The 24,994-nt window shown below is 44.6% G+C and carries 20 protein-coding genes and 2 pseudogenes; 11 read left to right on the top strand and 11 right to left on the bottom strand.

From position 1 onward, the window contains the following. Positions 1 to 765: a succinate dehydrogenase/fumarate reductase iron-sulfur subunit gene (locus KW548_00930; protein QXX06747.1), complete on the bottom strand. Its 765-nt coding sequence runs from the start codon at positions 763 to 765 to the stop codon at positions 1 to 3. After that, on the bottom strand, positions 765 to 2,582 hold the full coding sequence (gene frdA / locus KW548_00925) for a fumarate reductase (quinol) flavoprotein subunit (protein QXX06746.1): 1,818 nt from the start codon (positions 2,580 to 2,582) through the stop codon (positions 765 to 767). The genes KW548_00930 and frdA overlap by 1 nt, the downstream gene beginning before the upstream one ends. A 391-nt stretch (positions 2,583 to 2,973) precedes the next feature. Between frdA and epmA the strand changes: the two genes are divergently transcribed. Further along, the gene (gene epmA / locus KW548_00920) at positions 2,974 to 3,945 is read left to right on the top strand and encodes an elongation factor P--(R)-beta-lysine ligase (protein QXX07951.1); all 972 of its coding nucleotides are present in this window, start codon (positions 2,974 to 2,976) and stop codon (positions 3,943 to 3,945) included. Between the two features lie 44 nt (positions 3,946 to 3,989). On the opposite strand, the gene KW548_00915 is transcribed toward epmA, so the two are convergent. The 4 genes from KW548_00915 to KW548_00900 form a co-directional block, all read right to left on the bottom strand. Then, positions 3,990 to 6,176, bottom strand: coding sequence for a YjbH domain-containing protein (locus tag KW548_00915; GenBank protein QXX06745.1), 2,187 nt, complete (start codon positions 6,174 to 6,176; stop codon positions 3,990 to 3,992). Next, complete coding sequence (locus KW548_00910; protein QXX06744.1) at positions 6,176 to 6,916, bottom strand: capsule biosynthesis GfcC family protein; 741 nt, start codon at positions 6,914 to 6,916, stop codon at positions 6,176 to 6,178. The genes KW548_00915 and KW548_00910 overlap by 1 nt, the downstream gene beginning before the upstream one ends. Before the next feature lie 5 nt (positions 6,917 to 6,921). Further along, entirely contained in the window at positions 6,922 to 7,593 is a 672-nt protein-coding gene (locus KW548_00905) for a YjbF family lipoprotein (protein ID QXX06743.1), read from the bottom strand. An 82-nt stretch (positions 7,594 to 7,675) separates the two neighbouring features. Then, on the bottom strand, positions 7,676 to 7,948 hold the full coding sequence (locus KW548_00900) for a hypothetical protein (protein ID QXX06742.1): 273 nt from the start codon (positions 7,946 to 7,948) through the stop codon (positions 7,676 to 7,678). Positions 7,949 to 8,184: 236 nt separating this feature from the next. Between KW548_00900 and KW548_00895 the strand changes: the two are divergent. From KW548_00895 to cysE, 7 genes and pseudogenes are all read left to right on the top strand, one after another. Continuing rightward, positions 8,185 to 9,449 (top strand): annotated as a pseudogene (locus tag KW548_00895) (capsule assembly Wzi family protein). 69 nt (positions 9,450 to 9,518) lie between these two features. Further along, complete coding sequence (locus KW548_00890; protein ID QXX07950.1) at positions 9,519 to 12,236, top strand: SLBB domain-containing protein; 2,718 nt, start codon at positions 9,519 to 9,521, stop codon at positions 12,234 to 12,236. Between the two features lie 52 nt (positions 12,237 to 12,288). Continuing rightward, on the top strand, positions 12,289 to 13,251 hold the full coding sequence (locus KW548_00885) for an LPS O-antigen length regulator (protein ID QXX07949.1): 963 nt from the start codon (positions 12,289 to 12,291) through the stop codon (positions 13,249 to 13,251). Positions 13,252 to 13,373: 122 nt separating this feature from the next. Beyond that, complete coding sequence (locus KW548_00880; protein ID QXX06741.1) at positions 13,374 to 13,808, top strand: rhodanese-like domain-containing protein; 435 nt, start codon at positions 13,374 to 13,376, stop codon at positions 13,806 to 13,808. 148 nt (positions 13,809 to 13,956) lie between these two features. Continuing rightward, entirely contained in the window at positions 13,957 to 14,427 is a 471-nt protein-coding gene (secB, locus tag KW548_00875; protein QXX06740.1) for a protein-export chaperone SecB, read from the top strand. A gap of 150 nt (positions 14,428 to 14,577) precedes the next feature. Then, on the top strand, positions 14,578 to 15,612 hold the full coding sequence (gene gpsA, locus KW548_00870) for an NAD(P)H-dependent glycerol-3-phosphate dehydrogenase (GenBank protein QXX06739.1): 1,035 nt from the start codon (positions 14,578 to 14,580) through the stop codon (positions 15,610 to 15,612). A 59-nt stretch (positions 15,613 to 15,671) separates the two neighbouring features. Beyond that, entirely contained in the window at positions 15,672 to 16,493 is an 822-nt protein-coding gene (gene cysE, locus KW548_00865; GenBank protein ID QXX06738.1) for a serine O-acetyltransferase, read from the top strand. Positions 16,494 to 16,555: 62 nt separating this feature from the next. Here the strand turns inward: cysE and KW548_00860 are convergent, their stop codons facing one another. From KW548_00860 to KW548_00845, 4 genes and pseudogenes are all read right to left on the bottom strand, one after another. After that, positions 16,556 to 17,095, bottom strand: coding sequence for a PadR family transcriptional regulator (locus tag KW548_00860; GenBank protein ID QXX06737.1), 540 nt, complete (start codon positions 17,093 to 17,095; stop codon positions 16,556 to 16,558). A gap of 397 nt (positions 17,096 to 17,492) precedes the next feature. Then, positions 17,493 to 20,125 (bottom strand): annotated as a pseudogene (ppc, locus tag KW548_00855) (phosphoenolpyruvate carboxylase). Between the two features lie 199 nt (positions 20,126 to 20,324). After that, positions 20,325 to 20,906, bottom strand: a complete 582-nt coding sequence (locus KW548_00850) for a uracil-DNA glycosylase family protein (protein ID QXX06736.1) — start codon at positions 20,904 to 20,906, stop codon at positions 20,325 to 20,327. Beyond that, entirely contained in the window at positions 20,906 to 21,826 is a 921-nt protein-coding gene (locus KW548_00845; protein ID QXX06735.1) for a D-2-hydroxyacid dehydrogenase, read from the bottom strand. Before KW548_00845 ends, KW548_00850 begins: the two co-directional genes overlap by 1 nt. Before the next feature lie 70 nt (positions 21,827 to 21,896). On the opposite strand from KW548_00845, the gene KW548_00840 reads away from it, so the two are divergent. Further along, entirely contained in the window at positions 21,897 to 22,484 is a 588-nt protein-coding gene (locus tag KW548_00840; protein QXX06734.1) for a DUF416 family protein, read from the top strand. A gap of 34 nt (positions 22,485 to 22,518) precedes the next feature. On the opposite strand, the gene KW548_00835 is transcribed toward KW548_00840, so the two are convergent. After that, a complete protein-coding gene (locus KW548_00835) occupies positions 22,519 to 23,619 on the bottom strand; it encodes a hemolysin family protein (GenBank protein QXX06733.1) in 1,101 nt (366 codons plus the stop codon). A 352-nt stretch (positions 23,620 to 23,971) separates the two neighbouring features. Here KW548_00835 and hupA point away from each other — a divergent pair, with 352 nt between their 5' ends. Beyond that, positions 23,972 to 24,244 carry a DNA-binding protein HU-alpha gene (gene hupA, locus KW548_00830; GenBank protein QXX06732.1) on the top strand — a complete coding sequence of 91 codons (273 nt, stop codon included), beginning with the start codon at positions 23,972 to 23,974 and terminating at the stop codon, positions 24,242 to 24,244. A 6-nt stretch (positions 24,245 to 24,250) separates the two neighbouring features. After that, positions 24,251 to 24,985, top strand: a complete 735-nt coding sequence (locus tag KW548_00825; GenBank protein QXX06731.1) for a DUF1481 domain-containing protein — start codon at positions 24,251 to 24,253, stop codon at positions 24,983 to 24,985. The last annotated feature ends 9 nt before the right edge of the window (positions 24,986 to 24,994 follow it).

The raw sequence follows: 24,994 nt of genomic DNA, 5'->3' as shown, positions 1-24,994 counted from the left end.
TTATGCCTCCTCTGCTGTTTTTGCTGGTGTGCCGTCAGGCTTCAGCATAGCAATCACGAAGTCCATAGAAGACTCGACTTTACCTTGGTTTACTGCGGCTGCAGGATCGACGTTCTTCGGGCACACTTCAGAACAGTAACCGACGAAGGTACAGCCCCAAGCGCCGTTTTCACCATTGATCATCGCCATACGTTCAGCTTTACCATTGTCACGACTATCGAGGTTGTAACGATGGGCAAGAGTCAGTGCAGCAGGGCCGATAAACTCAGGGTTTAGACCAAACTGCGGACACGCTGCGTAACATAGGCCACAGTTGATACAACCTGCGAACTGCTTGTACTTGGCCATTTGCTCTGGCGTTTGCAGGTTAGTGCCATCTTCAGGTTTACGATCGTTACCGATGATGTAAGGCTTGATGGCTTCAAGGCGCTCAATGAACGGCGTCATGTCGACAATCAGGTCCTTCTCGATTGGGAAGTTTGCGAGAGGCTCGATCTTCACGCCGTTTGGGTAATCGCGGAGGAAGCTTTTACAAGCAAGTTTTGGCACGCCGTTAACCATGATGCCGCATGAACCACAGATCGCCATACGACAAGACCAACGGTAAGACAGGTCTTTATCTAGGTTATCTTTGATGTAGCCAAGTGCATCAAGCGTCGACATGGTTTCGTCGAATGGTACTTCAAATGTCTGGAAATGCGGTTCTGCGTCTTTCTCAGGGTCATAACGCAGAATCTCTACTTTTTGGATGCGATTTGCTGACATTATGCTTGCTCCTCTGTGCTCTTCTGTGACGCTTTTGCTGCTTCTTCAGCGGCTGCTTTCTCAGCTGCTTCACCGTATAGACGAGCTTTCGGTTGTGACTTAGTGATGGTCACCTTGCTGTAGTCGATGGTTGGCGCTGCATCTGGTTGGAAGAAAGCCAGAGAGTGTTTGAGGAACTCTACGTCATCACGTTCAGTACAGCCATCGTCTAGACGTTGGTGGGCGCCACGAGACTCTTTACGTAAGATCGCAGAGTGAACCATCGCTTCTGCCACTTCTAGGCCGTAACCGACTTCGATTGCGTACAGAAGGTCAGTGTTGAACACTTTGCCTTTGTCTTTGATGCTGATGCGCTTGTAACGCTCTTTCAACTCAGTGATTTTATTAATGGTGGCTTGCATCAAATCTTCTTGGCGGTAGATACCACAGCCTGCTTCCATGGTGTGACCCATTTCTGTGCGGATATCAGCCCAGTTTTCATCGCCTTCTTGGTTCATTAACGCGGCAATACGCTGCTGAACATCTTTGACTTGAGCGGCAATAGACTCTTCGTTCCAGCCCTTGAATTCCGCAGCGCGTTTCACTGCTTGTTCACCAGCAACACGGCCGAATACCACAAACTCAGCCAGCGAGTTAGAACCTAGACGGTTAGCGCCGTGAAGACCAACAGAAGCACATTCGCCTACTGCGAATAGACCTTTAATGCGCGTCTCACATTCGCCGTTAGTTTCAATACCACCCATGGTGTAGTGCACCGTTGGACGAATTGGAATCGGCTCTTTCGCAGGGTCAACGTTAACGTATGCTTTCGCTAGCTCACAGATAAACGGTAGACGCTCTTGCAGGTACTCTTCACCAAGGTGGCGAAGGTCTAGATGAACCACATCACCTAGAGGATGTTTAATGGTGTTGCCTTTCTGCTGTTCGTGCCAGAAAGCCTGTGAAACCTTGTCGCGAGGACCGAGTTCCATGTATTTGTTCTTTGGCTGGCCAACTGGAGTTTCAGGGCCCATGCCGTAGTCTTGTAGGTAACGGTAGCCATTCTTGTTAACGATGATACCGCCTTCACCACGACAGCCTTCGGTCATCAGGATACCTGTACCTGGAAGACCGGTTGGGTGGTACTGAACGAATTCCATATCACGTAGAGGTACGCCATGACGGTAAGCCATTGCCATACCATCCCCGGTTACGATACCGCCGTTAGTATTACAGTGATAAACACGACCTGCGCCACCTGTTGCTAAAACAACAGACTTGGCTTTAATCGTAACGAGTTCACCTTCTGACATGTGGATAGCGATAAGACCTTGCACTTCGCCTTCATCGACAAGCAGATCTACCACAAAGTACTCATCAAAGCGTTTGATGTTGTCGTACTTCATTGATGTCTGGAATAGGGTGTGAAGCATATGGAAGCCAGTTTTATCAGCCGCAAACCATGTGCGCTCAACCTTCATACCACCGAATCGGCGTACGTTGACTTCACCGTTTTCTTTACGACTCCATGGGCAGCCCCATTGCTCCATTTGGATCATTTCGCGAGTCGCGTTTTCTACAAAATATTCAACAACGTCCTGTTCACATAGCCAGTCGCCACCGCCAACCGTGTCGTTGAAGTGGTTGTCTAGGCTATCTTCATCCTTGATAACTGCTGCCGAGCCACCCTCCGCTGCGACCGTGTGAGAACGCATTGGATAAACTTTAGAAATCAGTGCGACTTCTAGGTTAGGGTTTGCTTCAGCTGCTGCAATAGCAGTGCGAAGACCAGCGCCGCCAGCGCCGATGACTGCGATATCTGTGGTGATAGTTTGCACAGTTATCCTCCAGTGTGAATTTGCGGATTGTTCCGCTTGTTGTAATTACATGGGGTAAAACCCCAAAGTTGATAGGGCTAGTGTAGAAGAGCTAACTGGCAGAAAAATTGATGTATTTAGGTTTTTGCTCCGGTAATGCATGTAAAGGCATAGAAAATATAGGTTATGTGATTGCTATCACGGCAAACCTATATCAGCGCTCTCCCTTTGCGGTATCAGCTGTTACGGGGATATTGCGAGTGAGATTTGTTATTAATTTCACCAATGATTAATGGAAGGAATTATTGGCTGTAAGACGTGATTTAAGCGCTTCAGGTTAAGTACAACTCATTTTCATTTTGAGCAAAAGATGCTAGTTTTCGCCACAATTAAGCATCATGAGAGATTAGGTATGCAGGCAGATTGGCAACCCACAGCAAGCATTGAACAATTAAAGCAGCGAGCGAGTTTAATTCGACAGGTACGCCAGTTTTTTGATGATAGAGGTGTCCTTGAAGTTGAGACGCCAGCGATGAGTCATGCGACGGTAACGGACATCCATCTTCATACATTTCAAACTGATTTTGTCGGCCCGGGCTATGCAAAAGGCCAAAAGCTCTATCTGATGACCAGCCCAGAATTCCATATGAAGCGCTTACTCGCGGCGGGAAGTGGTTGTATCTACCAGATCTGTAAGTCTTTTCGAAATGAGGAAAATGGTCGATATCATAACCCTGAATTCACCATGCTTGAATGGTATCGGGTCGGATTTGATCATCATCAGTTGATGAATGAAATGGATGACCTGTTACAGCGACTTCTGGAAGTTGGCGCAGCGGAGCGTATGACGTATCAGCAGGCCTTTCTGAAAATATTAAATGTTTGCCCTTTAGAGGCGTCGATGGAAGAGCTTAAAGTGGCGGCTGGTAAGCTCGGGCTCAGTGATATCGCTCAACTTGAGCAGGATAGAGACACTTTGTTGCAGCTATTGTTTGGTGTTGGGGTTGAGCCTGAAATTGGTCAGCAGGTGCCTGTCTTTGTATACGATTTTCCTGCGTCACAAGCGGCATTGGCAAAGATAAACCGTCAAGACAGCCGCGTTGCGGACCGCTTTGAGGTGTACTTTAAAGGAATAGAGTTAGCAAATGGCTTCCATGAACTAGACAGCGCAACAGAACAGCTTAAACGTTTTGAGTCAGATAATGCCAAACGAGAAAAAATGGGGCTAGCCACTCAACCTATTGATAGCCATTTGATCAAAGCGCTAGAAGCTGGTTTACCTGAATGTGCGGGTGTGGCATTAGGTATCGACCGTCTCATCATGCTAGCGACCAGTCACGATCATATTGATAAGGTAACTGCATTCCCTTTCCCTAGGGCCTAATAGTAAAAAGGCTGACATTACTGTCAGCCTTTTTATTCTGCATTCTACTCAACAGTACTTGGCCTCTGGTACCACTGAGAGCGAACGTCCGTTTTATCAAACAGGTCGTACTGTTTGTTCAGCATTTGTCCGCCATCTCGGGTGATTGGTTCCCATGAAATGTTTGCTCGGCCAGTGCTTGGTTTTATTGTCATGATGTCTAAAGGAATCGAAATATAGAAGCCTTTGTTGTAGCTTCCTTCCCCATATTCTTCTGCTGTCAAATCGGTAAAGGTAGCGTAAGCACCGACAATCACACCAGACTTGAACTGTTTAGAAAAATCGAAGCGAGCGCCCATGTCTCCACCCAAGAACTTACCTGCACTAACCTTAAACAGTGTATCTCTTAGGAAGTCCCAATTTGGCATATAGTAACCTGTGATATGCCCTGTGGTACCTTGGCTTAAAACATACGCTTGGCAAGAAGGTGTTGGGTCATTACAAGCTGCTTCATCATAGAAGAAGTAATCTTCACTGTATGTGCCAAACCATGAATCCGGGTCACGTTGGCTGACTAGGTTAGCATCGAAACCTACTGCCCAGTTCTTATTCATTGGTCTGTATAGTACTTCACCTCCGACACCAGCGAACATCATTTCTAGATAGCCACCGTACATCTGGGTGTAAACTTCTTCAAATGGTTGTTCAAACCATGTGAGCTGAAGATGGTTGAGTCTGACTGGATTATCATGCACATAGGCACGAAACATGGTTCGAACTCTAGGCGTTGAGTAATTTCTTACATGTGGAGAGTTTTCAATGTAGTTAAACTTGTCGTAGTTGTCGACCAAGTTGAAGATGATTGAACCGCCAAGCTCAAGGTTATCCGTTAGCCAATAGTTCGAGTTTGCGCTGACGCCTAAACTGTACAAATAGAATGACTCAGGACCACCAATACTCTGCTTTAATACGGGTTCGAAGCCATAATCCCAGCGTTCTTTGTTTTCTACTACGGGTGCTTTTGCAATACTCTTGGGCTCTGACTCCTCAAAACTATTTTTGACCTTCGCATCGATTGATAAGTAATTCGCTGCAGTGAGGTATTTCTGTTTATCGATGGTGGTTTCTTTCAGGTCCATGCCATCTTGTTGTTCTACAACTTTAAATACGCGAATCAGGTCGTTTGAATGGTTAGACAAAATGGCGGCGGTTCGATCTAGCGCTTCTTCTCTGTCGCGGTACTTCTTCTGCTGGCCTTTGACTATGACGGTATCGCCATCAAGTGTAATCGAGTTTTGCTCAAAGCCCGCGTTTGACTCAATCTGCTTTGCTGCCGATTGCCAGTCAGGGTTATTGTTATCCACGCTGGTGACAGCCTGCTTGGGCTCATCACGCCATGTCGCTTTCATCTCGTTAAAATTGGTGTAGATATTGATACCAAAAGTGATGGTATCTCCACGTTGATAGCTGACTTTGGCGTCTCCCCAATCCCCTAAACGATAGTTAACCCCTACATTCCATGGAGTATGTTGAGGCAGGGGTTTGCCAGCTCGAACTACAGGATAGTCTTGTGTATAATCATTGCCATCGTATTCGAGCTTTAAGCGGAGTGGTGCATAAGGTGTTTGGTACTCAAGACCGCCGAATATAGCTGCTGGGCCTTTAAACCAGCGCTCGTAATCGACACTGCCGCCTGTCCCTCTGAAATCACCGTCACGAGTACAGTATTCATCGTTTGCTTTACAGAAAGGATTGGTCACATTACCACGCTGGCCTAAGTACCCCCAGCCAAGACCTAGGGTTACATCTAAATTGCCAAAGCGTTTTGTTGCAGCAACAAACTCACCGTCAAACAAACCAGTGCCGCCGAAGTCGCGCACACCAATTGAAGTTTCAGGTAACCAGTAACCTTCTTGCCAAAGGCGGACTTTGAAGTCGATGCCTTTATCGGTATATAAATTGTCGCCACTGTAAGAAGGGTCGCTACTAAACAGTAAGTCTGGCACCCTTGTGTAACGGACTGTGGACTCCAACCAATTCATTAACTGAATTGAGGCAGTGTATTGTTGATAGTCGTCGTTGACGCTGACACCTAGATTGAACTCCCCTTCTTCCGCCATACGTCCTGAAGGCATCTGCATTAGTCCCACACCACCGAAGTCAGTTTGGGATACTTTGAAAATATCATTGGCCTGAACTGTTGCAACGAAACCGAGAGAGAGGAATAAAGATGTGATTGCATTAAGTTTCATTAGTAATTTCTTCTCCAGGCAATGAGAGAGACGATGTCTTGCTCAAGTTGAGAAAGCTCTGTTGATGGATTGTTAAATCCGAGGAAGATGCTAGAGCCTGGAGGTAATGGGGTATTCTCATCATTCCAGTAAGCGAAACCAACTTGCTTATAATTGCCATCTGGGTAGATAACCCAAGCATAACTATTACTGGCGCTAGAAAGCACGCTAGACGTTGACAAGTAATCTTTTACCGTCCAATCAGGCCTTGCTTCTGGCATAGTGGTACTAAAAAATAGCCCCTCTAAGTGTATGTTTTTTGGACGATCTGGATATTCGAATTGGTAATGACCGCTAAGCATAGGGTTGGCTGAAGGAGTAAGGCGAATAAAGTCGAGATCTAGTGCAACGTTTTCTCTGTAACCTACAGGCCAAGTTTTCACTTGTTCGTGTAAGATGCCGAGACTTTCATAAAGTGCTGAATCTTGCTTTTTAAGTTTATCGAGTAAATTCAATACGGCTTGTTTTTTATTATTGGCGACTCTTTGCTTGTCTATGTTGAATAGAGCATTATTCAGTGGATAACTAAATGGGGCATGGTTCTCACTATGTAATATAGTGTCAGCAATGGCTCTATCAAGGCGGACGGGGGCAGTATAGTTAATCACTAATTGCTCACTGGGAAGCTCTACTTTAACGCTACTGGCGACGGCATTTGTAAAAGAAACTAAAGTGAAAAGAAATAAAAAGCTATGCTTCATCAAGATCATCCTTTATATGGCTTGAGTATTTCTTGCTCGATGAAAAGCTGGTCTGGAATGACCCATTGGGCCGATTTCAGTACATCTCCATTGTCATTTACCCAATAAGTGCTTTGCATGGTCTTATCCAATTTCTCAAATGAAATGTATTCTTGCCAGATGTTGACCTTTTGAGACCACAATACAGAGTTTAACTGTATTGTGGCTACAGATTCGGTGGTAATTTTCGCTTGATGGTTGTATTGATAGTCAGGCTGCCAGTCATAAACAGAAGTCCAATAATATTGAGGGTTATTAAAATGTGTCATGTTCTCAGAAGAGACTTTACTACTTAAGTTTGCATCTGGAAGATTGTATGTTTTAACAATACGGCCCTCTTCGGTAACAATCATCGCTTTGTCATTGGATAGCCACTTATGCTGAGTTTTTCCGGATTGTGGATTCTTTTCAACAAATGCAAGCACCATAAAAATTTGTGGTCCATCATTAATTTTGAAATAGCTACTAGCATAGGGTATTTTTTCGATTGTTTCTTTCTTTAAATTCACATCTTCAAAGCCCCAAAAGGCTTCCTTTAAAGTCGCGTTAGTGTCAGCGAAACGTTGTGTACATCCCGTTAATAATGTGAACAAAGTCGCTATAACTATAAATAGTGCAGTTGCCTTATATGCTGTCATCTTGAAAACTCAGAACTAATAAATATCGCAAAAAAACACCCTTAGCAAAGCTGCTAAGGGTGTTTATTATTAGAAGTACTAACTAGTTAGTACCAGTAGTACCTGTTGTGCCATCGTTATCTGATGCTGCTACGGCAACGGCGGCTACAGCAACGGCTGCGCCTACTGCTACCGCAGTTGTTGTCGCTACGCCTGCTGCGGCAGTAGAAGCAGCAGCGGTTGAGCCAGCAGCTGTGCCACCAGCAGCAGAACCGCCAGCAGAACTACCTGCGGTGCTTGCTGTAGAACTTTCTTCAGCGAAAGCGCCAGTTGATGCACATAATGCAACTAACATGGTTAGAGCAATTTTCTTCATTGAGTTTTCCTTGTAAATTTACAATTTAACATCGATGTCGGAACAAATTAGTTTGTTCCAGTTTTGATTCTATTTCACTTTGTTATATCTGTAAAAATTTAAATTTCTTTAATGCAAGGTGATCACAGTATGGTGGATTGCTTAATCCATAACGCCCTTTATAATGAGCTAAAACGAAGCTAACCAACATTGAATTGCTCGTGTTTCATATCGATGCAGAGACAAAAGAAGGACATATGCGAAGGATTGATAGGCTTGGAATATCCATATCATTTACATCTATCTTTTTAATGAATACCTATGTCTATTCTTCTCCTTGGATCGAAGCCAACGATCCTTTTTAAGGTCCTCAATGCTAGCGCTAAGTGATGGAGGTGTGCTTAACGGAGTGACTAGTACATTTCCATTACGTTGGTCATCTATTGCCGATGGTGATCATGTCATCGAACCCTCTGGTTACTTAGATGCCGAACTTGGCCACTTGAACTACGCTCTACAGACCGCCAAGCTTAATCGAGGCAATCGTCGCTTTGCTATTTCTGGTGGCAACAAAGATCTAAACAATGGCTGGTTTTCCGATGTGGACCGTGACAAGTGGGTGATGGAAGCGAGCTATGAGCATCTCGCTAACAGTTATGCATTCCGGCTTAACTCTTCGTATCTAGACAACGCTAGCGACCAAGAGCTTTCTTTTAAAAACAGTTACATTGCCCTAAATGCTGGTCGTACGTTATTCGATGTGGGTATGTTACCTAGGTGGTGGGGGCACGGTTGGAATCACAGTCTCATTTTATCAACGTCTGGACGTGATTTAGATGCTGCTCTTAGCTGGATAGGAGACAATCCTTTTCTGGGAGTGTGGAGCCTGAATATTGTGACTTCCAAGTTAGAAGACCTAGACTATGATTACAGAACTTCATTAAGATATGCTGGTAAACTAAATTCGTGGCTAGAATTGGGCTTGACACAACATTATTGGTTTGAGGCGAGTCAGCAGCAAGTTTCTAGTCATCAACAGCAAACGGCTGTCGATGTAAAGCTTACTTTACCCCAAGTTAACAATGTGCAGCATGGTCTTTATGCTGAGCTCGCTTCTGCACAAAAGGATAGTGGATTAGGCGCGTATCTCATAGGCTGGACTGGTCATCGACCTGTATTCGGAAGTTCGTTGCGTATGTCTGTAGAATATCAGTCATTAACTTCACAGGAGAGTGAATTAATTTTCAGTAAAAAAATTGATAATTACCTCCAGTCGAGTTATCTGAATGAAAGTAGTTTGTCTTTGAGTAGTTATCTTCAGCTTGCCAATGACCATCAGGTTTCCGCAACCTTTGTAAGTAAACATTTGTTGGATGACAAAAATAATAAACAGGAACAATACCAATTGGCTTATCAGCTTCCAGCGCTACAAGGAAGAGTTAGCCTTAGTGCCGACTATCTCAATAAAGATACCCGTGAAAGTGAGATGGTATTTGGTTCTATGTATGAATTCAGGTTTTAACTGTGTCGTAAACACCAGAGAAGATTATATAATTTAATGAGTACCACAACATTGAAGTTTAATACACACATGTTGGCCGCCTCAATACTCCTAAGTGCGAGTGTCAATGCTGCAATGCCAACTCAAGCGCAGATTAATCAGTTCAAATCTCTTCCTAAGACCCAACAAGAACAGCTTGCTCGGCAACTGGGTATGGATCTTTCGTCAATTGATTCTCTTGGTGTGCCTTCTTCGAGTTCAGATCTCGATACACCCGAAATTAAGAAGCCGGAGAGAGCAACTGAAGCTCCAAAGAAAGGCATTCAAACTGATAGGGAATATGAGAATAGTGGGAGTTCAACTGAATTGCCTTATTTTGGTTATGATGTTTTCTCTGGTAATTCATTAGACTTTACGCCAGTCGAACATTTGCCTGTTCCCCATGACTACATTATTGCTCCAGGGGATGAAGTCCGAATCCAACTTTACGGAAAATCTTATAGCGACTTAAAGTTAAAAATTGATGGAGAGGGCAAACTCAATATCCCTGAATACGGTCCTGAGTATGTGGCAGGGCAAACGTTTAGTGAGTTGAAGAACTACGTGGCATCTCTTATTCAACGCAAGTCTATTGGTGTTGAAGCGGTCGTTTCTTTGAGCGCCATGAGAACAATGCAGGTGTTTGTGACTGGTGATGTTAAACAGCCTGGTGCCTACAATGTCAATGGACTGACTACTTTATCTCAAGCTTTGATTGCAGCAGGAGGGATAAAGTTAACGGGCAGTTTGAGAAACATTAAAGTAAAACGACTTGGCAAAACGGTTGTTACATTTGATGCCTATGACTTGATAGTTAATGGAGATTCTCGTCAAGACATTCGGTTACAAGCGGGAGACACTATTCTCGTCCCGGCAAAGAAATCTGATATTGTTATCAAAGGAGAAGTACTTCGCCCCGCTCATTATGAGCTTAAGATAGACAGTCGTTTAAATGACTTAATCAATGTCGCTGGTGGTGCTTTGCCTAGTGCCTATTTATCAAAAGTGAGCGTAAAAAGACGTAGCTCAAAGGGTATTGAGCAGCTGACATTAGACTTATCATCACAGCATGGAAAAACGTTTAAGTTGCAAGCTGGTGATGAAGTCTCATTGTTACACACAGGGGAGAAGCTTGAGAATGCGATTGCACTTCGTGGCGAGCTATTCCGCCAAGGTGCATATCAATATAAAAAGGGGCTTAGGATCAGTGATGTGATCAGTCGCGTTGACGTTAAAGAGAATGCCGATCTGTCTTATGCGTTGCTCGTTAGAGAAGAACCCGAAAGTCGTCATATCAGCGTGTGGCAGTTTGATTTAGGTGAGATTTTCAATTCACCGAGCACAAGCGACAATTTCTCTCTTCAAAAAGGTGACCAACTATTTGTATTTGATAATGGTCTCAATGTTGACTATTGGTACAGAGAGCAAAAGTCTACCAATTTAAAACGAATGACTAAGCTCACTGAGACTGTCGAGAAGAATACAAATGAGCAATTCCAAGCTCAATCTATCCCAACTGAGTCAGTACAATCGCAAACACAATCGCAATTGAGAACGCCATTGCCATCCTATAATTCTAAGAGCGTTATGGTTCTGGATTCAGCAACAGGCGCGCTGGTAGAAAAAGAGCAGCAAAAGAAACTCGATATTGCGGACGATGATAAATTTGCTATTGCGGATGATTTTCGCATGTCTAGTCGCGAATCATTGTTAAAACCAATCATTGAAAGACTTAAAGCACAGGCTAGTCTTACAGAGCAAGCTAAAATCATCGAAGTGACTGGTGCGGTAAAATATCCAGGTGTCTACCCGTTAACAGAGAATACCAGCTTTGAGAAAATAATCGTTGCTGCTGGTGGCTTTGCTGAACAAGCGTTTTTATACAGTGCTGAGTTGAGCCGTTCGAAGAAAATAAAACAAGATTTTGTTGTCGAGCATCACTCTTTTTCCCCTAATGAGATTTTAAGTGGTCAAGAAGAACTTAATATTCAGGCGCAAGATCATATTGTTATCAAGACTCAACCAAACTGGCAGCGTGGTAATTCAATTGAATTACAAGGTGAGGTTGTTTTCCCGGGAACCTATACGTTCCAGCGCGGAGAGACGATTCAAGATCTTATAGAGCGAGCAGGTGGATTAACTCAGTTTGCCTATGCACAAGGAGCGGTATTCAGTCGTGAAAATCTGCGTCGCCAAGAGGAAGAGCGGTTAAAACTACTCAATCTTCAATTGAAACAAGAAATTGGTAATTTAGCGCTTCGTCGCCAGAACTCAAGCGCTACTTATACCACTAGTCCAACGGAAGCGATGACTATTGCTGATGAGCTAGCATCTACGGAAGCCATTGGACGCTTAGTGATTAACTTGCCTGAAGCGTTAGCTGGAAATATCAATGCTGACATTATTGTCGAGAAAGGCGACAAGTTGTATGTACCAGCTAGGCAGCCAATTGTCAGCGTAATGGGTGAAGTTCAGTTTACCTCGAACCACACTTTTACTCCCGGAATGACGATCGAAGATTATATATCTTCTGCAGGTGGGACCAAAAAGCAGGCGGATACCGACCGAATTTATGTTGTTCGTGCTGATGGTTCTGTCATGTTGCCCAATAATTCATTTTGGTTCAGTCGTAAATCTAATCCTCTGGAGCCTGGAGATACTATAATCGTACCGCTAGACACCGATTACCTAGATGGCTTGAGCACACTGACATCAGCGACACAAATCTTGTATCAAATTGGTGTGGCCTGGAGCGCTGTAAAGAATTAATTAGTTTATAAACTCTCTCAAACTGAGGGAGTTTCATATGCAAGAAGATATTATGAATAAGCCAATTATCCATGAAAATAATTTCACCCAAGTTCAAAACTTGCCAATTACTAGCGATGAAATAGATCTACGGCAAGTGTTCCTTACTCTGTGGAGAGGCAAGTGGATAGTGGTGGCTACTACTTTCCTATTTGCGTTAGGCGGTCTTGTATTTGCGTTATCACAACCGAATACTTACCGAGCGTCTGCCACTTTGGTTGCTTCAAATGATGAAAAAGTTGGCGGGCTTGCTGCAATGGCGAGCCAATTTGGGGGCTTAGCTTCCTTGGCTGGAATTAATGTGGTGGGTGGAAAAACAGATGATAAGTCTTTGTCTTTGGCCACGCTGGAATCTCGCAAGTTTATCAATGCATTTATTGATAAATATGCTTTGCTCCCTATTTTGATGGCAACCAAATCGTGGGACAAAGAGAACAACAAGCTTTTACTTGATCCTGAACTTTATGATGGTATTCGTTGGCTCCATGATCCGGAAGATCCTGAAAAATCATTAGAGCCGACGGTTTGGGAGGCCTACAAAGCATTTAAAAGTATATTAGATGTCTCTGAAGCTAAAGATACTGGTATTGTCACCGTCAGTATTACCCACCTATCTCTATATGTGGCGCAGCAATGGACTCAATGGTTGGTGAAAGAGCTAAACTCTTGGATGAAAGAAGAATCTTTAACAGACACCAATCGTAATATTGAATACCTTGAACAGCAGTTGGACAGAACCAAAGTCGTCGATATGCAGAATGTATTCTATCAACTCATTGAAGAGCAAACTAAAACTCTTATGTTGGCTGAAGTAAAGGATGAATATGCGTTTAAAGTTATCGACCCTCCTGTAGTACCTGAAGAAGAAGTTGGTCCGAAGAGGGCTCTGATATGTATACTCATAATGCTGCTTGGGACTATGCTGGGTGTTGCGATTGTGCTTGCTCGTTATGCATTTCATAGAGAAAATGACTAGCTATTCTTCCTATTACTTAAGGCACTCTCGCCTTAAGTTCTTATCCCCGCTATACTCCCAGTCTGAATTTTAGTCCAGAGCTGCTTAGAATTGAGCAGCTCTATTATTGAAGAGCACAGGACATGCAAGAATACATCGCATTTTTTCAAGAGAACATGATTCTCTCTCTAGTATGGGTTGGTCTACTGGTTGCCCTTATTGTGAATATTGTTAAGTCAACGACAGCAGCGTACAAAGAGATCACTGCATCACAAACGACGCACCTAATGAACCGTGAAAATGGTGTTGTTGTTGATATCCGTAGTAAAGATGAGTTCCGCAATGGACATATTACTGATGCAGTTCACATTTTACCTTCTGATATCAAAGCTGGTAACTTTGGCAGCCTTGAAAACCAAAAATCTAACCCAATCATAGTGGTATGCAAAACAGGCAATACGGCGCCAGAGAGTGCTAATCTTCTCGTCAAAGCTGGTTTTGAAAATGTCAGTTTGCTGAAGAATGGCCTGCTTGCTTGGAGTGAAGCAAACTTGCCGTTAGTGAAAGGCAAAAAATAAACTGAGTGGTTTTTCTGCAAACGCTGATTGAAAAAACAGCGTTTGTTAAAGAGAGGTGTGGACATTTCCACGAATTTTATGAGAAGCCTAGTAATAGCAATCTCTCTCGTCTAGTCTCCTAGAAAATTGATTATTAAAGGATTTCAAAATGGCTGAAGCAGCACCACAACAACAAGACGCACAAAACTTTGCGATTCAACGCATCTTCCTAAAAGACGTTTCTTTTGAAGCGCCTAATTCACCAAACATGTTCCAAAAAGAGTGGAACCCAGATGTGAAACTAGACCTAGACACCCAAAGCCGTGAACTAGGTGAAGGTGTTTATGAAGTTGTTCTACGTCTGACTGTAACTGTGAAGAACGAAGAAGAAACTGCGTTTTTGTGTGAAGTTCAACAAGGTGGTATTTTTACTGCTGATAAAATGGAAGCAGGCCAGCTTGCGCATTGTCTAGGTGCATTCTGCCCTAACATTCTATTCCCATACGCTCGTGAAACGATTTCTAGCCTAGTGGTTAAAGGTACATTCCCGCAATTGAACTTAGCGCCAGTTAACTTTGACGCATTGTTTATGAACTACCTGCAGCAGCAAGCTCAGCAAGAAGGCACTGCGGAAGCTTAATTACGTTATCGCTGTTTCTTGGTATCAACAAAATGCACAGAGCATCCAAGGATGTGATGTGCATTTTTTATTTATTGCCTACAATAGTGCCTTACATCGAAATCAATCGAAGCTCCAACTTCCAAACTTTTAATACGATCGGACGGATTAATGACGGACTCAGACTTTCAAAACGGCTACGGGAAAGCAATTGCTATGACGGTGCTTGGTGCTGGCTCATACGGTACCTCTCTGGCTATTTCACTGGCGAGAAATGGCGCGAATGTGGTGCTTTGGGGCCATGACCCTGAGCATATGGCACGTTTGCAGTCAGATAGAGCGAATCACGAATTCTTACCGGGTATTGATTTTCCACAATCACTGATCGTTGAGTCAGATCTAGAAAAAGCGGTCCAGGCAAGTCGTGATTTACTGGTTGTGGTACCGAGTCATGTGTTTGGCATCGTGCTTAACAACATTAAACCTCACCTAAGAGCAGACACACGTATTTGCTGGGCAACGAAAGGTCTTGAGCCAGAGACAGGGCGCCTACTGAAAGATGTGGCTATAGAAGCGTTAGGTGAAGAGTACTCTTTAGCTGTGCTATCAGGGCCTACGTTTGCCAAGGAGCTAGCGCTAGGTATGCCTACGGCGATTTCAGTCGCGTCTCCTGATGAGAGTTTTGTTTCTGAACTGCAGGAGAAAATTCATTGCAGCAAGACGTTTCGTGTTTATGCCAACAGTGATTTTACAGGTATGCAGTTAGGTGGAGCGGTTAAGAATGTGATTGCGATCGGTGCAGGAATGTCAGACGGTATTGGCTTTGGAGCTAACGCTAGAACAGCTCTTATTACTCGTGGCCTCGCAGAAATGACGCGTCTTGGTGCTGCATTAGGCGCTCAGCCAGAAACCTTTATGGGTATGGCTGGGCTGGGCGATCTGGTTCTGACTTGTACAGATAACCAATCACGTAACCGTCGATTTGGCCTGGCTCTAGGGCAAGGTAAAGATGTAGATACGGCTCAGGATGAGATTGGACAGGTCGTTGAAGGTTATCGCAACACTAAAGAAGTTTGGCTACTGTCACAGCGCATGGGAGTCGAGATGCCAATTGTTGACCAAATTTATCAAGTGTTGTATCAAGGAAAAGATGCACATATTGCAGCAAAAGATTTGCTTGCTCGTGATAAGAAATCGGAAGCGTAAGCGTCCAGAGACATGGAAGGCAAACAACACTTAAGCAGGCTTAGGTGAAGGGTTGAGAAATGAAACATTGTGAAAAACAGAAAGTATGGCAAGCCATCGTTCGAGAAGCTCGAGAGCTCTCAGAACAAGAGCCGATGCTAGCAAGCTTTTATCATGCGACGATCATCAAGCATGAAAGCCTAGCCGCTGCACTTAGCTATATTTTGGCCAACAAGCTTAATACAGTGTCTATGCCCGCGATGGCGGTTCGTGAAGTGGTGGAAGAAGCGTTTAACGCAGAACATTCGATCACAGAGGCAGCGGCTTGTGATATCTGTGCCACAGTGAATCGAGATCCTGCGGTTTCCATGTACTCAATGCCTTTGCTGTACTTGAAAGGTTATCATGCTTTGCAAGGTTATCGCGTGGCGAACTGGCTATGGCGCCAAGGACGCATTGCGCTGGCCACTTACCTGCAAAATCAAATTTCGGTAGCGTGCCAAGTGGATATTCATCCAGCAGCAAAAATTGGCCACGGTATCATGCTAGACCATGCAACAGGTATTGTGATTGGAGAAACAGCAATTGTGGAAAATGACGTCTCGATTCTGCAAGACGTCACGTTAGGTGGTACAGGTAAGGAATGTGGCGACCGACACCCGAAGATCCGTGAAGGTGTGATGATCGGTGCTGGTGCTAAGATCCTTGGTAATATTGAGGTGGGTCAAGGTGCGAAGATCGGGTCTTGTTCTGTTGTTTTACAACCAGTACCCGCTCATACCACCGTCGCGGGCGTGCCTGCTAAGATTGTAGGTCGACCTAAAACAGATAAGCCTTCATTGGATATGGACCAGCAGTTCAACGGTCGCTCACAGAGCTTTATTGGTGGTGATGGTATTTAACTAAGCTGCTCGGTAAGGAAAATAAAAGGGTGAAGCATTGGCTTCAACCCTTTTTTGTACCGTTAGCCTAGAGAGGATAATTCATGGAGTACTTCATCAGCCCATTCTACCCACGCTTGGCGGACTAGTAGATTACGACGGAGTGTTAAACGTTCTAAACGCTGTTGTTTGTCCAGGGTAGAGGGCGTCGAATAATACGCGTTCTCTATTTCCTGATAGTGAGCAACCAACTTGCGCGATTCTTCTACAAGTTCAGCGAGTTGTTCACGGTAAGGTGCGGAAGGTTGAACAGCACAAGCCATCAATTTCGCACAGAATTCATCACGAACGGTCGGATGTGCTGTTGGTTGATCAAACCATTCGCCCAGTGCGACGCGACCAGAGTCTGTGATGGAATATACTTTACGGTCTGGTTTACCTTCTTGAGGTTCTAGAACGCAGGTAACCAACTCATTTTGAGCCATTTTATTGAGCTCGCGATAGACTTGTTGGTGGCTTGCTTTCCAAAAGTAGCCAATAGTGGCAGAAAATTCTTTGGTGATATCATATCCAGTTGCGTCGCGTGTGCTCAGAACTGTCAGGATAACGTGTGGTAATGACATGTCTTCAATCCAAATGGTCAAATAACTACTAACAACTGCTTAGTTACTGTTGTGCTTCTGTGGCACTTGTCATCAGTGAATTTTTAAGCAGCGCCAACAAAGTTGGCCATGTCACCTTAAAAGCCGTTTTATCACCTAGAGCGATATGTTGATGTTATTGTTTACCGCTAGGGAGCATTAGTATATCTAAATAATAAGCATAAAGTAGAATAGAAGGGTAAAATAAATCAAAAAACTGATAATTTTCTCAATAATTAAATATTTTGGTTAATTATTCTGTTTTTTTGTAATTAGACCTATTTTTCATTTTGATGATGCTGAATGATTTGATGTTTTTAGAATCAGATATAGAAAAGGCTGTCGAATCTGACAGCCTATTTCATATTTGGTTACAAGTTTAACCGGTGTTTCTCATCCCTGCGGCAATACCAGCGATAGTCACCATCAGTGCTTCCTCTAGCTCAGGTGATGCAGTATCGTTCTGACGAGTACGATAAAGCAGTTCAGCCTGCAGCATGTTCAATGGTTCGACGTAAATGTTACGTAGGCGAATAGACTCTTGGCCCCACGGGTCACTTTGCATCAGGTTCTCATTATTTTCAACGTTGAGCACCGCTTTGATATCTTGCTGAAGCTGTGCTCGCAGCTTATCGCCTAGAGGAAGCAGTTTAGGATCAGCTAAGCGTTCATCATAGTAACGTGAGATCTCGAGGTTACATTTTGTGTACACCATTTCGAGCATGCCGAGCCGGGTAGAAAAGAATGGCCACTCGCGACACATCTCCTCAAGCAGGGCTTGATGACCTTTATCGATCGAGTATTGAATCGCTTCACCTGCACCTAACCATGCTGGCAGTACCAAGCGGTTTTGGCTCCAAGAGAAGATCCATGGGATCGCACGCAAGCTCTCGACCCCACCTTTAGGGTTGCGCTTCGCTGGGCGAGAGCCAAGAGGTAGTTTACCTAGCTCTAATTCTGGCGTTGCCTGACGGAAATATGGAACAAAGTCAGGTTCACCACGAACGACGCTTCGATACGCTTCACAGCTGACTTCTGAAAGAACATTCATCAAATCACGCCATTCCTGTTTCGGTTCCGGTGGTGGCAGTAAGTTAGCTTCCAAAATCGCACTGGCATACAAGTTGAAGCTATTAACGGCAACCTCAGGTAAACCCAATTTGAAACGGATCATTTCTCCTTGTTCTGTTACTCGGAGGCCGCCTTTTAAGCTCTTCGGTGGTTGAGACAAAAGAGCGGCATGAGCAGGTGCACCGCCTCGACCAATAGTGCCGCCTCGGCCATGGAATAGTGTCAATTCAACCCCTTCATCTTCAGCGACTTTGACCAGTGCTTCCATCGCATGATACTGAGCCCAGCCAGCAGACATCACGCCAGCATCTTTTGCTGAGTCAGAGTAACCGATCATCACCATTTGGTGGTTCTGAATAAAACCTCGGTAGAGGTCAATTCCCATTAACTGTTTAACTACAGATTCGGCATTATTCAGATCATCCAAGGTTTCAAATAGGGGACATACATCCATCCGATACGGGCAGCCGGCTTCTTGAAGTAGTAGGTGTACGGCTAATACATCTGAAGCCGTACGTGCCATGGAAATCACATAAGCGCCAAAGGCTTCTCGTGGTTGAGCTGCGACAATCTTACAGGTATCAAGAACTTCTTTGACCTGCTCTGATGGCTGCCAGTCACGTGGGAGAAGTGGGCGTTTGGAGGCTAGCTCATTAGTTAAAAAAGCAACTTTGTCCTGTTCGCTCCACTGGTTGTAATCACCAATGCCAAGGTAGCGAGTGAGTTCAGATAAAGCATCAGAGTGGCGAGTGCTTTCCTGACGAATATCGAGACGAACAAGGTGAACGCCAAAGGCTTTGATTCGGCGCAGTGTGTCTAGTAGTGAACCATCCGCGATGATACCCATACCGCACTCATGAAGAGATTGGTAACAAGCATAAAGTGGTTCCCATAGCTGCTCGACTCGCTGCAGAGGTGCTTTCACTGCCAGCTTCTGACCGTTTACTTTGGCATCCAGTATTTCTTTGGTTTCCGTCAGCAAGGCACGCAGTTGTTTTAGTACCGCACGGTAAGGTTCGTGTTCATCCTCTCCCGCAAGCGAGCGTACCGCGTCATTGCAACGAGTCATCGACAGCTCACTGACTAGCTCATTGATATCATTGAGGTACAGATCTGCGGCTTTCCAGCGTGACAGTAACATGACTTCACGGGTAATGGTGTGGGTGACAAATGGGTTACCATCGCGGTCTCCCCCATCCAAGACGAGAAATGCACGGGGCGAGCATCAATAGGCAGGCCCTCTTCAAGATAGCCACGCAGACGACCGTCCAATTCGCGTAAGAAGTCAGGCACCGCTTCCCATAGAGAGTTCTCGACGACCGCAAAGCCCCACTTTGCTTCATCAAGAGGAGTTGGGCGCTGCTGACGAATGGTGTCAGAGTGCCAGCCTTGGGCAATCAATTGTTCGAGGCGGCGTTCTGTCTTCTGACGTTCTTTGGCTGAAAGGTCGTTTAACTCTAGTTTCGACAAGCATTTATTAATTTTGACCAGCTTGTTGATCATGGTGCGTCGAGTGATCTCGGTTGGGTGTGCAGTAAGCACTAATTCAATGTTGAGATCTCGCACCGCTTGAGCAGTATCGAGCTTACTTATGTCGTTTTGGCTAAGTTTGGAAAACAGGTTGTTAATGGCGTCTGGTTCGCAGACATGCGCATCGCAATGACGTGAAATAGTGTGGTACTGCTCCGCCATGTTCGTCAGGTTGAGGAATTGGTTGAAAGCATGGGCAACAGGCGTCAGTTGCTCATCGGGTAGGCTTTTGATTTCCTCAATCAAGCTTTCGCGATCGGATTGATTGCCAGAAAGCGCAGATTTAGAAAGCTTACGAATCGTTTCTACTTTTTCCAGAAGTGCATCACCATGGGCGTCCTTAATGGTGTTGCCGAGCAAGTGTCCTAACATGCTCACATTGCTTCTGAGTGCAGAGTATTTCTCGTTCATTGTCATCCTGCCTTGTAAAAAAATTACATCCATTGTTCCTTGTTAAGTAGACAATCTAGCGAAAAATATCGCTGTGAGTCAAATGCTGTAGGCTAAGATTGCAAATATTGTGCAAATCAATGCAACTGATATAACGTGGTCATTTTTTCTATATTTGTTGAAATTTTATTACAGAAATTCGAGCGAATTCAAAACTCGTTTATCGTCCAATCCCTATATGAGCATGCACGTATTCGCGAATAAAAGGCACCACTTCGGCTTCGAACCAAGGGTTACGCTTCAACCACAAAGTATTTCTTGGAGAAGGGTGAGGTAGAGGTAAATAGTGAGGTGCCCACTGCTGCCACGCTCTGACAGTTTCGGTGAGTGTTTTGGGTTTGTTTTGCAGATAATAGTTTTGTGCGTACTGGCCTACCAACAGCGTCATACCAATGTTAGGCAGTTGTTCGAGTACTTGACTGTGCCATTGCGGTGCACATTCTTTTCGTGGAGGGAGATCGCCGCTTTTACCTTTGCCGGGATAACAAAGCCCCATGGGCATGATGGCTATTTTGCTTGCATCATAAAATGCTGTTTTATCAAGCTCAAGCCATTGTCTTAATCTGTCACCGCTCGGATCATTCCAGGGAATGGATGTTTTGTGCACTCGGGTCCCTGGCGCTTGCCCGATGATCAATAGCTTGGCTTCTTTATTCGCCTGAATAATGGGATTGGCTCCCAGAGGTAAATATGGCTCGCACAGCCGACATTGGCGAATTTGTTGGAGTAGATCTTCTAGCATCAGTAACCTTTATCGAGGTCGACTTGATTGAGTAGTGAGAATCCATCTCGCCAGCGATGATAGTTGTCAGCAAAGATCTCTACGACTTGGTCAGGGAAGCTGAGAGCAGCGATATGCGGCGTGATCGTTATTGCAGGGTGGTGCCAGAATGGGTGATTGGTTTCCAGTGGCTCGTGTTCAAACACATCAAGAAAGGCATGGGCAATGGCTTGAGCCTCTATCGCGGCAAGTAAACCTGTCTCACACACCACATCCCCTCGTCCCACATTGAACAGTAGGGCGGATTGGCAGTGACTGAGAGACTGATGATTAAGTAGATGATGCGTTTCTTTGGTACTGGGCAGCGTGTTAACGACCACATCGACTCGGCTTAGGACACTCGCTAGCTCCTGAATATGGTAAGTCTCGTCAAAAGGGGAGTGCATGGTCGGAATACCGCTTCGGTTAATGCCGACCACTTTTATGCCAAATGCTTGAGCCGTTTTGGCGAGATGACTCCCTATCGAGCCTGTCCCCAATATTAATAACGTGAGTGAACGCAGAGACTGATAGGGTTTGGGTTCCCATTTTGACTGACTCTGACTTTCTTGGTAATGTAAAAAGTGGCGATGATGTTGTATCAAGTAACCGAGAACGTATTCCGAGATTTGCTGACCAAATATTCCCTTCACATTGGTCAGCAGAAAGTTCGGGGTGTCGCTGGTGAGAGCATCGACACCAGCATAAACCGATTGCATCCACTCGACGTTAGGAAATTCATTAAGCCGCTTGACGGCCAGTGGTGGAGAGGCCAGTAAAATATTAGCACCTTGTGGATTCTCAGTGATCTCGAGATCCGGTAAACGCAGCTTGTCGAGTTGCTGCTGGTAAGTTTCGTTATGCTCAGTCAGTAAATAAACTTTGTTGGTGAAATTGTTCATCGGCTTCGCTTTTTTCCACTATGGTTATCAAGTACACTTCCGCTGTCTTTTTCTGAACCAATGAGTCCTTATGCTACAGAACCCTCTTCAACTTCGCCTTGAGAAGTTAGAACCTTGGAAGCAGATCACCTTTATGGCGTGTCTGTGTGAACGTATGTACCCAAATTATGCGATGTTTTGTGACAGTACGGAATTTGCAGAGCCACGTATTTATCGCGATATTCTGGATAGCATTTGGGAGCAGCTGACAGTCAAGAGTGCCAAGGTTAATTATGAGCGCCAGTTGGAGAAGTTAGAAGAGATTATTCCAAGTTCTGAGGATTTTGATTTTTATGGTGTTTACCCCGCGATTGATGCCTGTATTGGTTTGTCTACATTGCTACATGGCTTGTTAGATCGCGATGACTTATTTGAAAGCATGCAAAAAGTCAGTCAACAGTCGGTACAGACGGTTGCTCAGCTAGAAGAAGCGCAAACCGGTCTCGAGGTCACCAATGGTAATCAGAAAGACAATGAAGCGGTTTGTGAAGAGTGGGATGTGCAATGGGCTATTTTCCGTCCATTGAAAGATGCTCAAGAACGAGACATTGAACTGATTAAAGATCTTCGCTTTGAGCTGAGAGAAGATGGCATCAGCAATATTGGTGTTAGTCTTTAATGAAAAACGGGAGTCATAGAGACTCCCGATTAGATTAGTGGTCTTCTTTCTTGGCTTGTGGTTCAGAAACCTGATCATCTTCATCGTCATCGCGACTTTCGATTACGCCATGCGTCTCTTTCCATTTTTCCCAGCGCTCAAACGCCAGCTCTTGCATGTCAGTGGCTCGATCGGCTTCATCGACGATTTCTTCCCCAACCAGATGTTCGAAGATATCTTCCAGTGTCAGAATTCCCTGTATGGTGCCGTATTCATCAACAACCATTGCTAGCTGGAGGCGTTTCGCCATCATCTGCTCAAACGCTTTTGGCAGAGATAGGTTGTTCAGTAAAACGTGAACCGGACGCATCACGGCTCCTAGTTGTTTTTCGCCACAGCCCGCTTGCTGAAGTTTAAACATCTCTAAGCGGTGAACAAAGCCAATGATATTGTCTTTGGATTGGCTGTAAACCAGCGGGCGAGAAAACGGTGTGTCTTTATGCTGAGAAAGAAACTCATTAATACTCATTTCAGCATCAACACGGAATACAACTGGGCGTGGTGTCATGACCTGAGTAACAGGCACGTCTTGAATACCGAGAAGGTTAGTGAGGATCTTAGTCTCACCTTCCGCAAATTCACCGCTCTCTTTAGCCAAGATAGCCATCGCTGATAATTCGTCGCGCATCTTAGGCGCTTGATGACCGCTTGCTAGGCGTTTGGTGATTTGCTCTGAGAACCACACAAACGGTGTTAGCGCCCATACCATCCAACGCAGGGTCACCGCCGCTAGAGGAGCCAGTTTACGCCAATAGGTCGCACCAATTGTTTTTGGCACAATCTCAGATAACACAAGAATACCTAGCGTCAAGACGCCAGAGAATACGCCCAGCCACTCACTTCCGAAAACAACAGCCGCTTGAGCACCTGCACTGGCCGCACCTATGGTGTGAGCAATGGTATTCAGAGTCAGAATTGACGCCAGTGGACGATCGATATCTGCTTTTAACTTTGATAACTTTTCTGCAGCAGGATGCCCTTGCTGACGCAGTTGTGCCAGATAACTGGGAGTAATACTCAGAAGTACTGCTTCGAGGACCGAGCAGATAAAGGATACGCCAATCGCAACAGAGACGTAGATGGTTAGCAGTAACATACATGTCCTATATCAGGTTTATACCACCACCGAATTTTGCAATGTAACCATTAAAAATATCAATTGCTAAATGAGCTACTATGCCTGGGCATTATTGGTGTGAGTATTTTATATTCGCTTCAGGCCCCACAATATCAGGCTTCATGGGCTTTCCACGTTCTATAAATAAGGTTCATTATGATTAAAAACAAGCCTCTGGATAGGAGAGGAAAGTAACAAATTGTGAGTTATTACTCATATTATGGTTAAAAGTACGTCATGAAAGCTAAAGATCGCTTACAAACCTTTGCCAGATGGGGCATTTATGATTTAGAGTGAGATGAATTCGATAACATATGAGAAGGGAAACCTAATGAACAAGACCCAATTAATCGACTTTATCGCAGAGAAAGCAGACCTATCTAAAGCACAAGCTAAGGCTGCTCTTGAAGCAACTCTTGATGGTGTAACTGATGCACTTAAAGAGGGTGACCAAGTTCAACTAATTGGTTTTGGTACATTCAAAGTAAACCACCGTGCAGCTCGTACAGGTCGTAACCCTAAAACAGGTGCTGAGATCCAAATTGCTGCTGCAAACGTTCCTGCATTTGTTGCAGGTAAAGCTCTGAAAGACGCAGTGAAATAATTGATAATGCGCCAAGGTAGTTTTCTGTCTTGGCGCATCACTGTCATGAAAAAACGTTTATTTTCTTCACTAATCACCTCTTTTATCCTTGGTTGTTCTTCCAACGCCCCTACATCCAACTTAACCCAACTCACTAGCTACACAGGTGGAAAGAGCATGGGTGATGCCACAAGCCTGTACTGGTATACCGAAAAATTAGCGTCTCCAAGTACGGCTGCAGATTATGTCACGGCTGGAGATTATGGCTGGTATAAGACAGACTATCGCTGGGCTGAAGGAGAACTTCGAGAGTTGATTCGTGAAGGTGAGCAATTGAAAGGTGAACAAGGGCTGGTGAAATACAGTGTGCATGTTCGCTTTAACAAGGAAGGCGAAGCGGTTTATCAGCAGTATCGTCTAGATGGAAAAGTGTTTCCGGTGAAGCCTGATGAACTCGAGCGATACAAGAATGATGCCGTGACTGTGGCAACAGTAACGAAAAGGCAGGATAAAAAAGGTCAGGAGTTGATTCAAGGCTATTGGGATGGTTCAACGTTTGAAACTTGTTCTGGTCAGAGTTATTCCCGATTGGAGTTTAATCAGACACTTCCGTCATTTGTGGTGAGTCGCTTAGCTGGAGTGGATAACTATGTGGCTTTTCTCGGTTCTACGCGCACCAATCGAGTCATTGTTGAAGATTTACTCATGCTGGCAGATGAAGAGCACTCGTGTATTGAAAGACCTAGTTTATTGTCTGATTAAAATATAAAA

The sequence above is a fragment of the Vibrio neptunius genome, from assembly GCA_019339365.1.
GTDB lineage: Bacteria > Pseudomonadota > Gammaproteobacteria > Enterobacterales > Vibrionaceae > Vibrio > Vibrio neptunius.
Note: the sequence above shows the minus strand (reverse complement) of the source record. Positions and strands in the feature narration are given on the sequence as shown.

What these genes read in the sequence shown, in the direction of transcription:
- KW548_00840 (QXX06734.1), top strand. Translation starts at nt 21,897, where the DNA reads ATGCTACAGAACCCTCTTCAACTTCGCCTTGAGAAGTTAGAACCTTGG.
- gpsA (QXX06739.1), top strand. Translation starts at nt 14,578, where the DNA reads ATGACGGACTCAGACTTTCAAAACGGCTACGGGAAAGCAATTGCTATG.
- KW548_00905 (QXX06743.1), bottom strand. Translation starts at nt 7,593, where the DNA reads ATGACAGCATATAAGGCAACTGCACTATTTATAGTTATAGCGACTTTG.
- KW548_00860 (QXX06737.1), bottom strand. Translation starts at nt 17,095, where the DNA reads ATGTCATTACCACACGTTATCCTGACAGTTCTGAGCACACGCGACGCA.
- KW548_00900 (QXX06742.1), bottom strand. Translation starts at nt 7,948, where the DNA reads ATGAAGAAAATTGCTCTAACCATGTTAGTTGCATTATGTGCATCAACT.
- KW548_00915 (QXX06745.1), bottom strand. Translation starts at nt 6,176, where the DNA reads ATGAAACTTAATGCAATCACATCTTTATTCCTCTCTCTCGGTTTCGTT.
- KW548_00850 (QXX06736.1), bottom strand. Translation starts at nt 20,906, where the DNA reads ATGCTAGAAGATCTACTCCAACAAATTCGCCAATGTCGGCTGTGCGAG.
- hupA (QXX06732.1), top strand. Translation starts at nt 23,972, where the DNA reads ATGAACAAGACCCAATTAATCGACTTTATCGCAGAGAAAGCAGACCTA.
- KW548_00930 (QXX06747.1), bottom strand. Translation starts at nt 765, where the DNA reads ATGTCAGCAAATCGCATCCAAAAAGTAGAGATTCTGCGTTATGACCCT.
- KW548_00845 (QXX06735.1), bottom strand. Translation starts at nt 21,826, where the DNA reads ATGAACAATTTCACCAACAAAGTTTATTTACTGACTGAGCATAACGAA.
- KW548_00890 (QXX07950.1), top strand. Translation starts at nt 9,519, where the DNA reads ATGTTGGCCGCCTCAATACTCCTAAGTGCGAGTGTCAATGCTGCAATG.
- KW548_00825 (QXX06731.1), top strand. Translation starts at nt 24,251, where the DNA reads ATGCGCCAAGGTAGTTTTCTGTCTTGGCGCATCACTGTCATGAAAAAA.
- secB (QXX06740.1), top strand. Translation starts at nt 13,957, where the DNA reads ATGGCTGAAGCAGCACCACAACAACAAGACGCACAAAACTTTGCGATT.
- KW548_00880 (QXX06741.1), top strand. Translation starts at nt 13,374, where the DNA reads ATGCAAGAATACATCGCATTTTTTCAAGAGAACATGATTCTCTCTCTA.
- epmA (QXX07951.1), top strand. Translation starts at nt 2,974, where the DNA reads ATGCAGGCAGATTGGCAACCCACAGCAAGCATTGAACAATTAAAGCAG.
- KW548_00885 (QXX07949.1), top strand. Translation starts at nt 12,289, where the DNA reads ATGAATAAGCCAATTATCCATGAAAATAATTTCACCCAAGTTCAAAAC.
- cysE (QXX06738.1), top strand. Translation starts at nt 15,672, where the DNA reads ATGAAACATTGTGAAAAACAGAAAGTATGGCAAGCCATCGTTCGAGAA.
- KW548_00910 (QXX06744.1), bottom strand. Translation starts at nt 6,916, where the DNA reads ATGAAGCATAGCTTTTTATTTCTTTTCACTTTAGTTTCTTTTACAAAT.
- KW548_00835 (QXX06733.1), bottom strand. Translation starts at nt 23,619, where the DNA reads ATGTTACTGCTAACCATCTACGTCTCTGTTGCGATTGGCGTATCCTTT.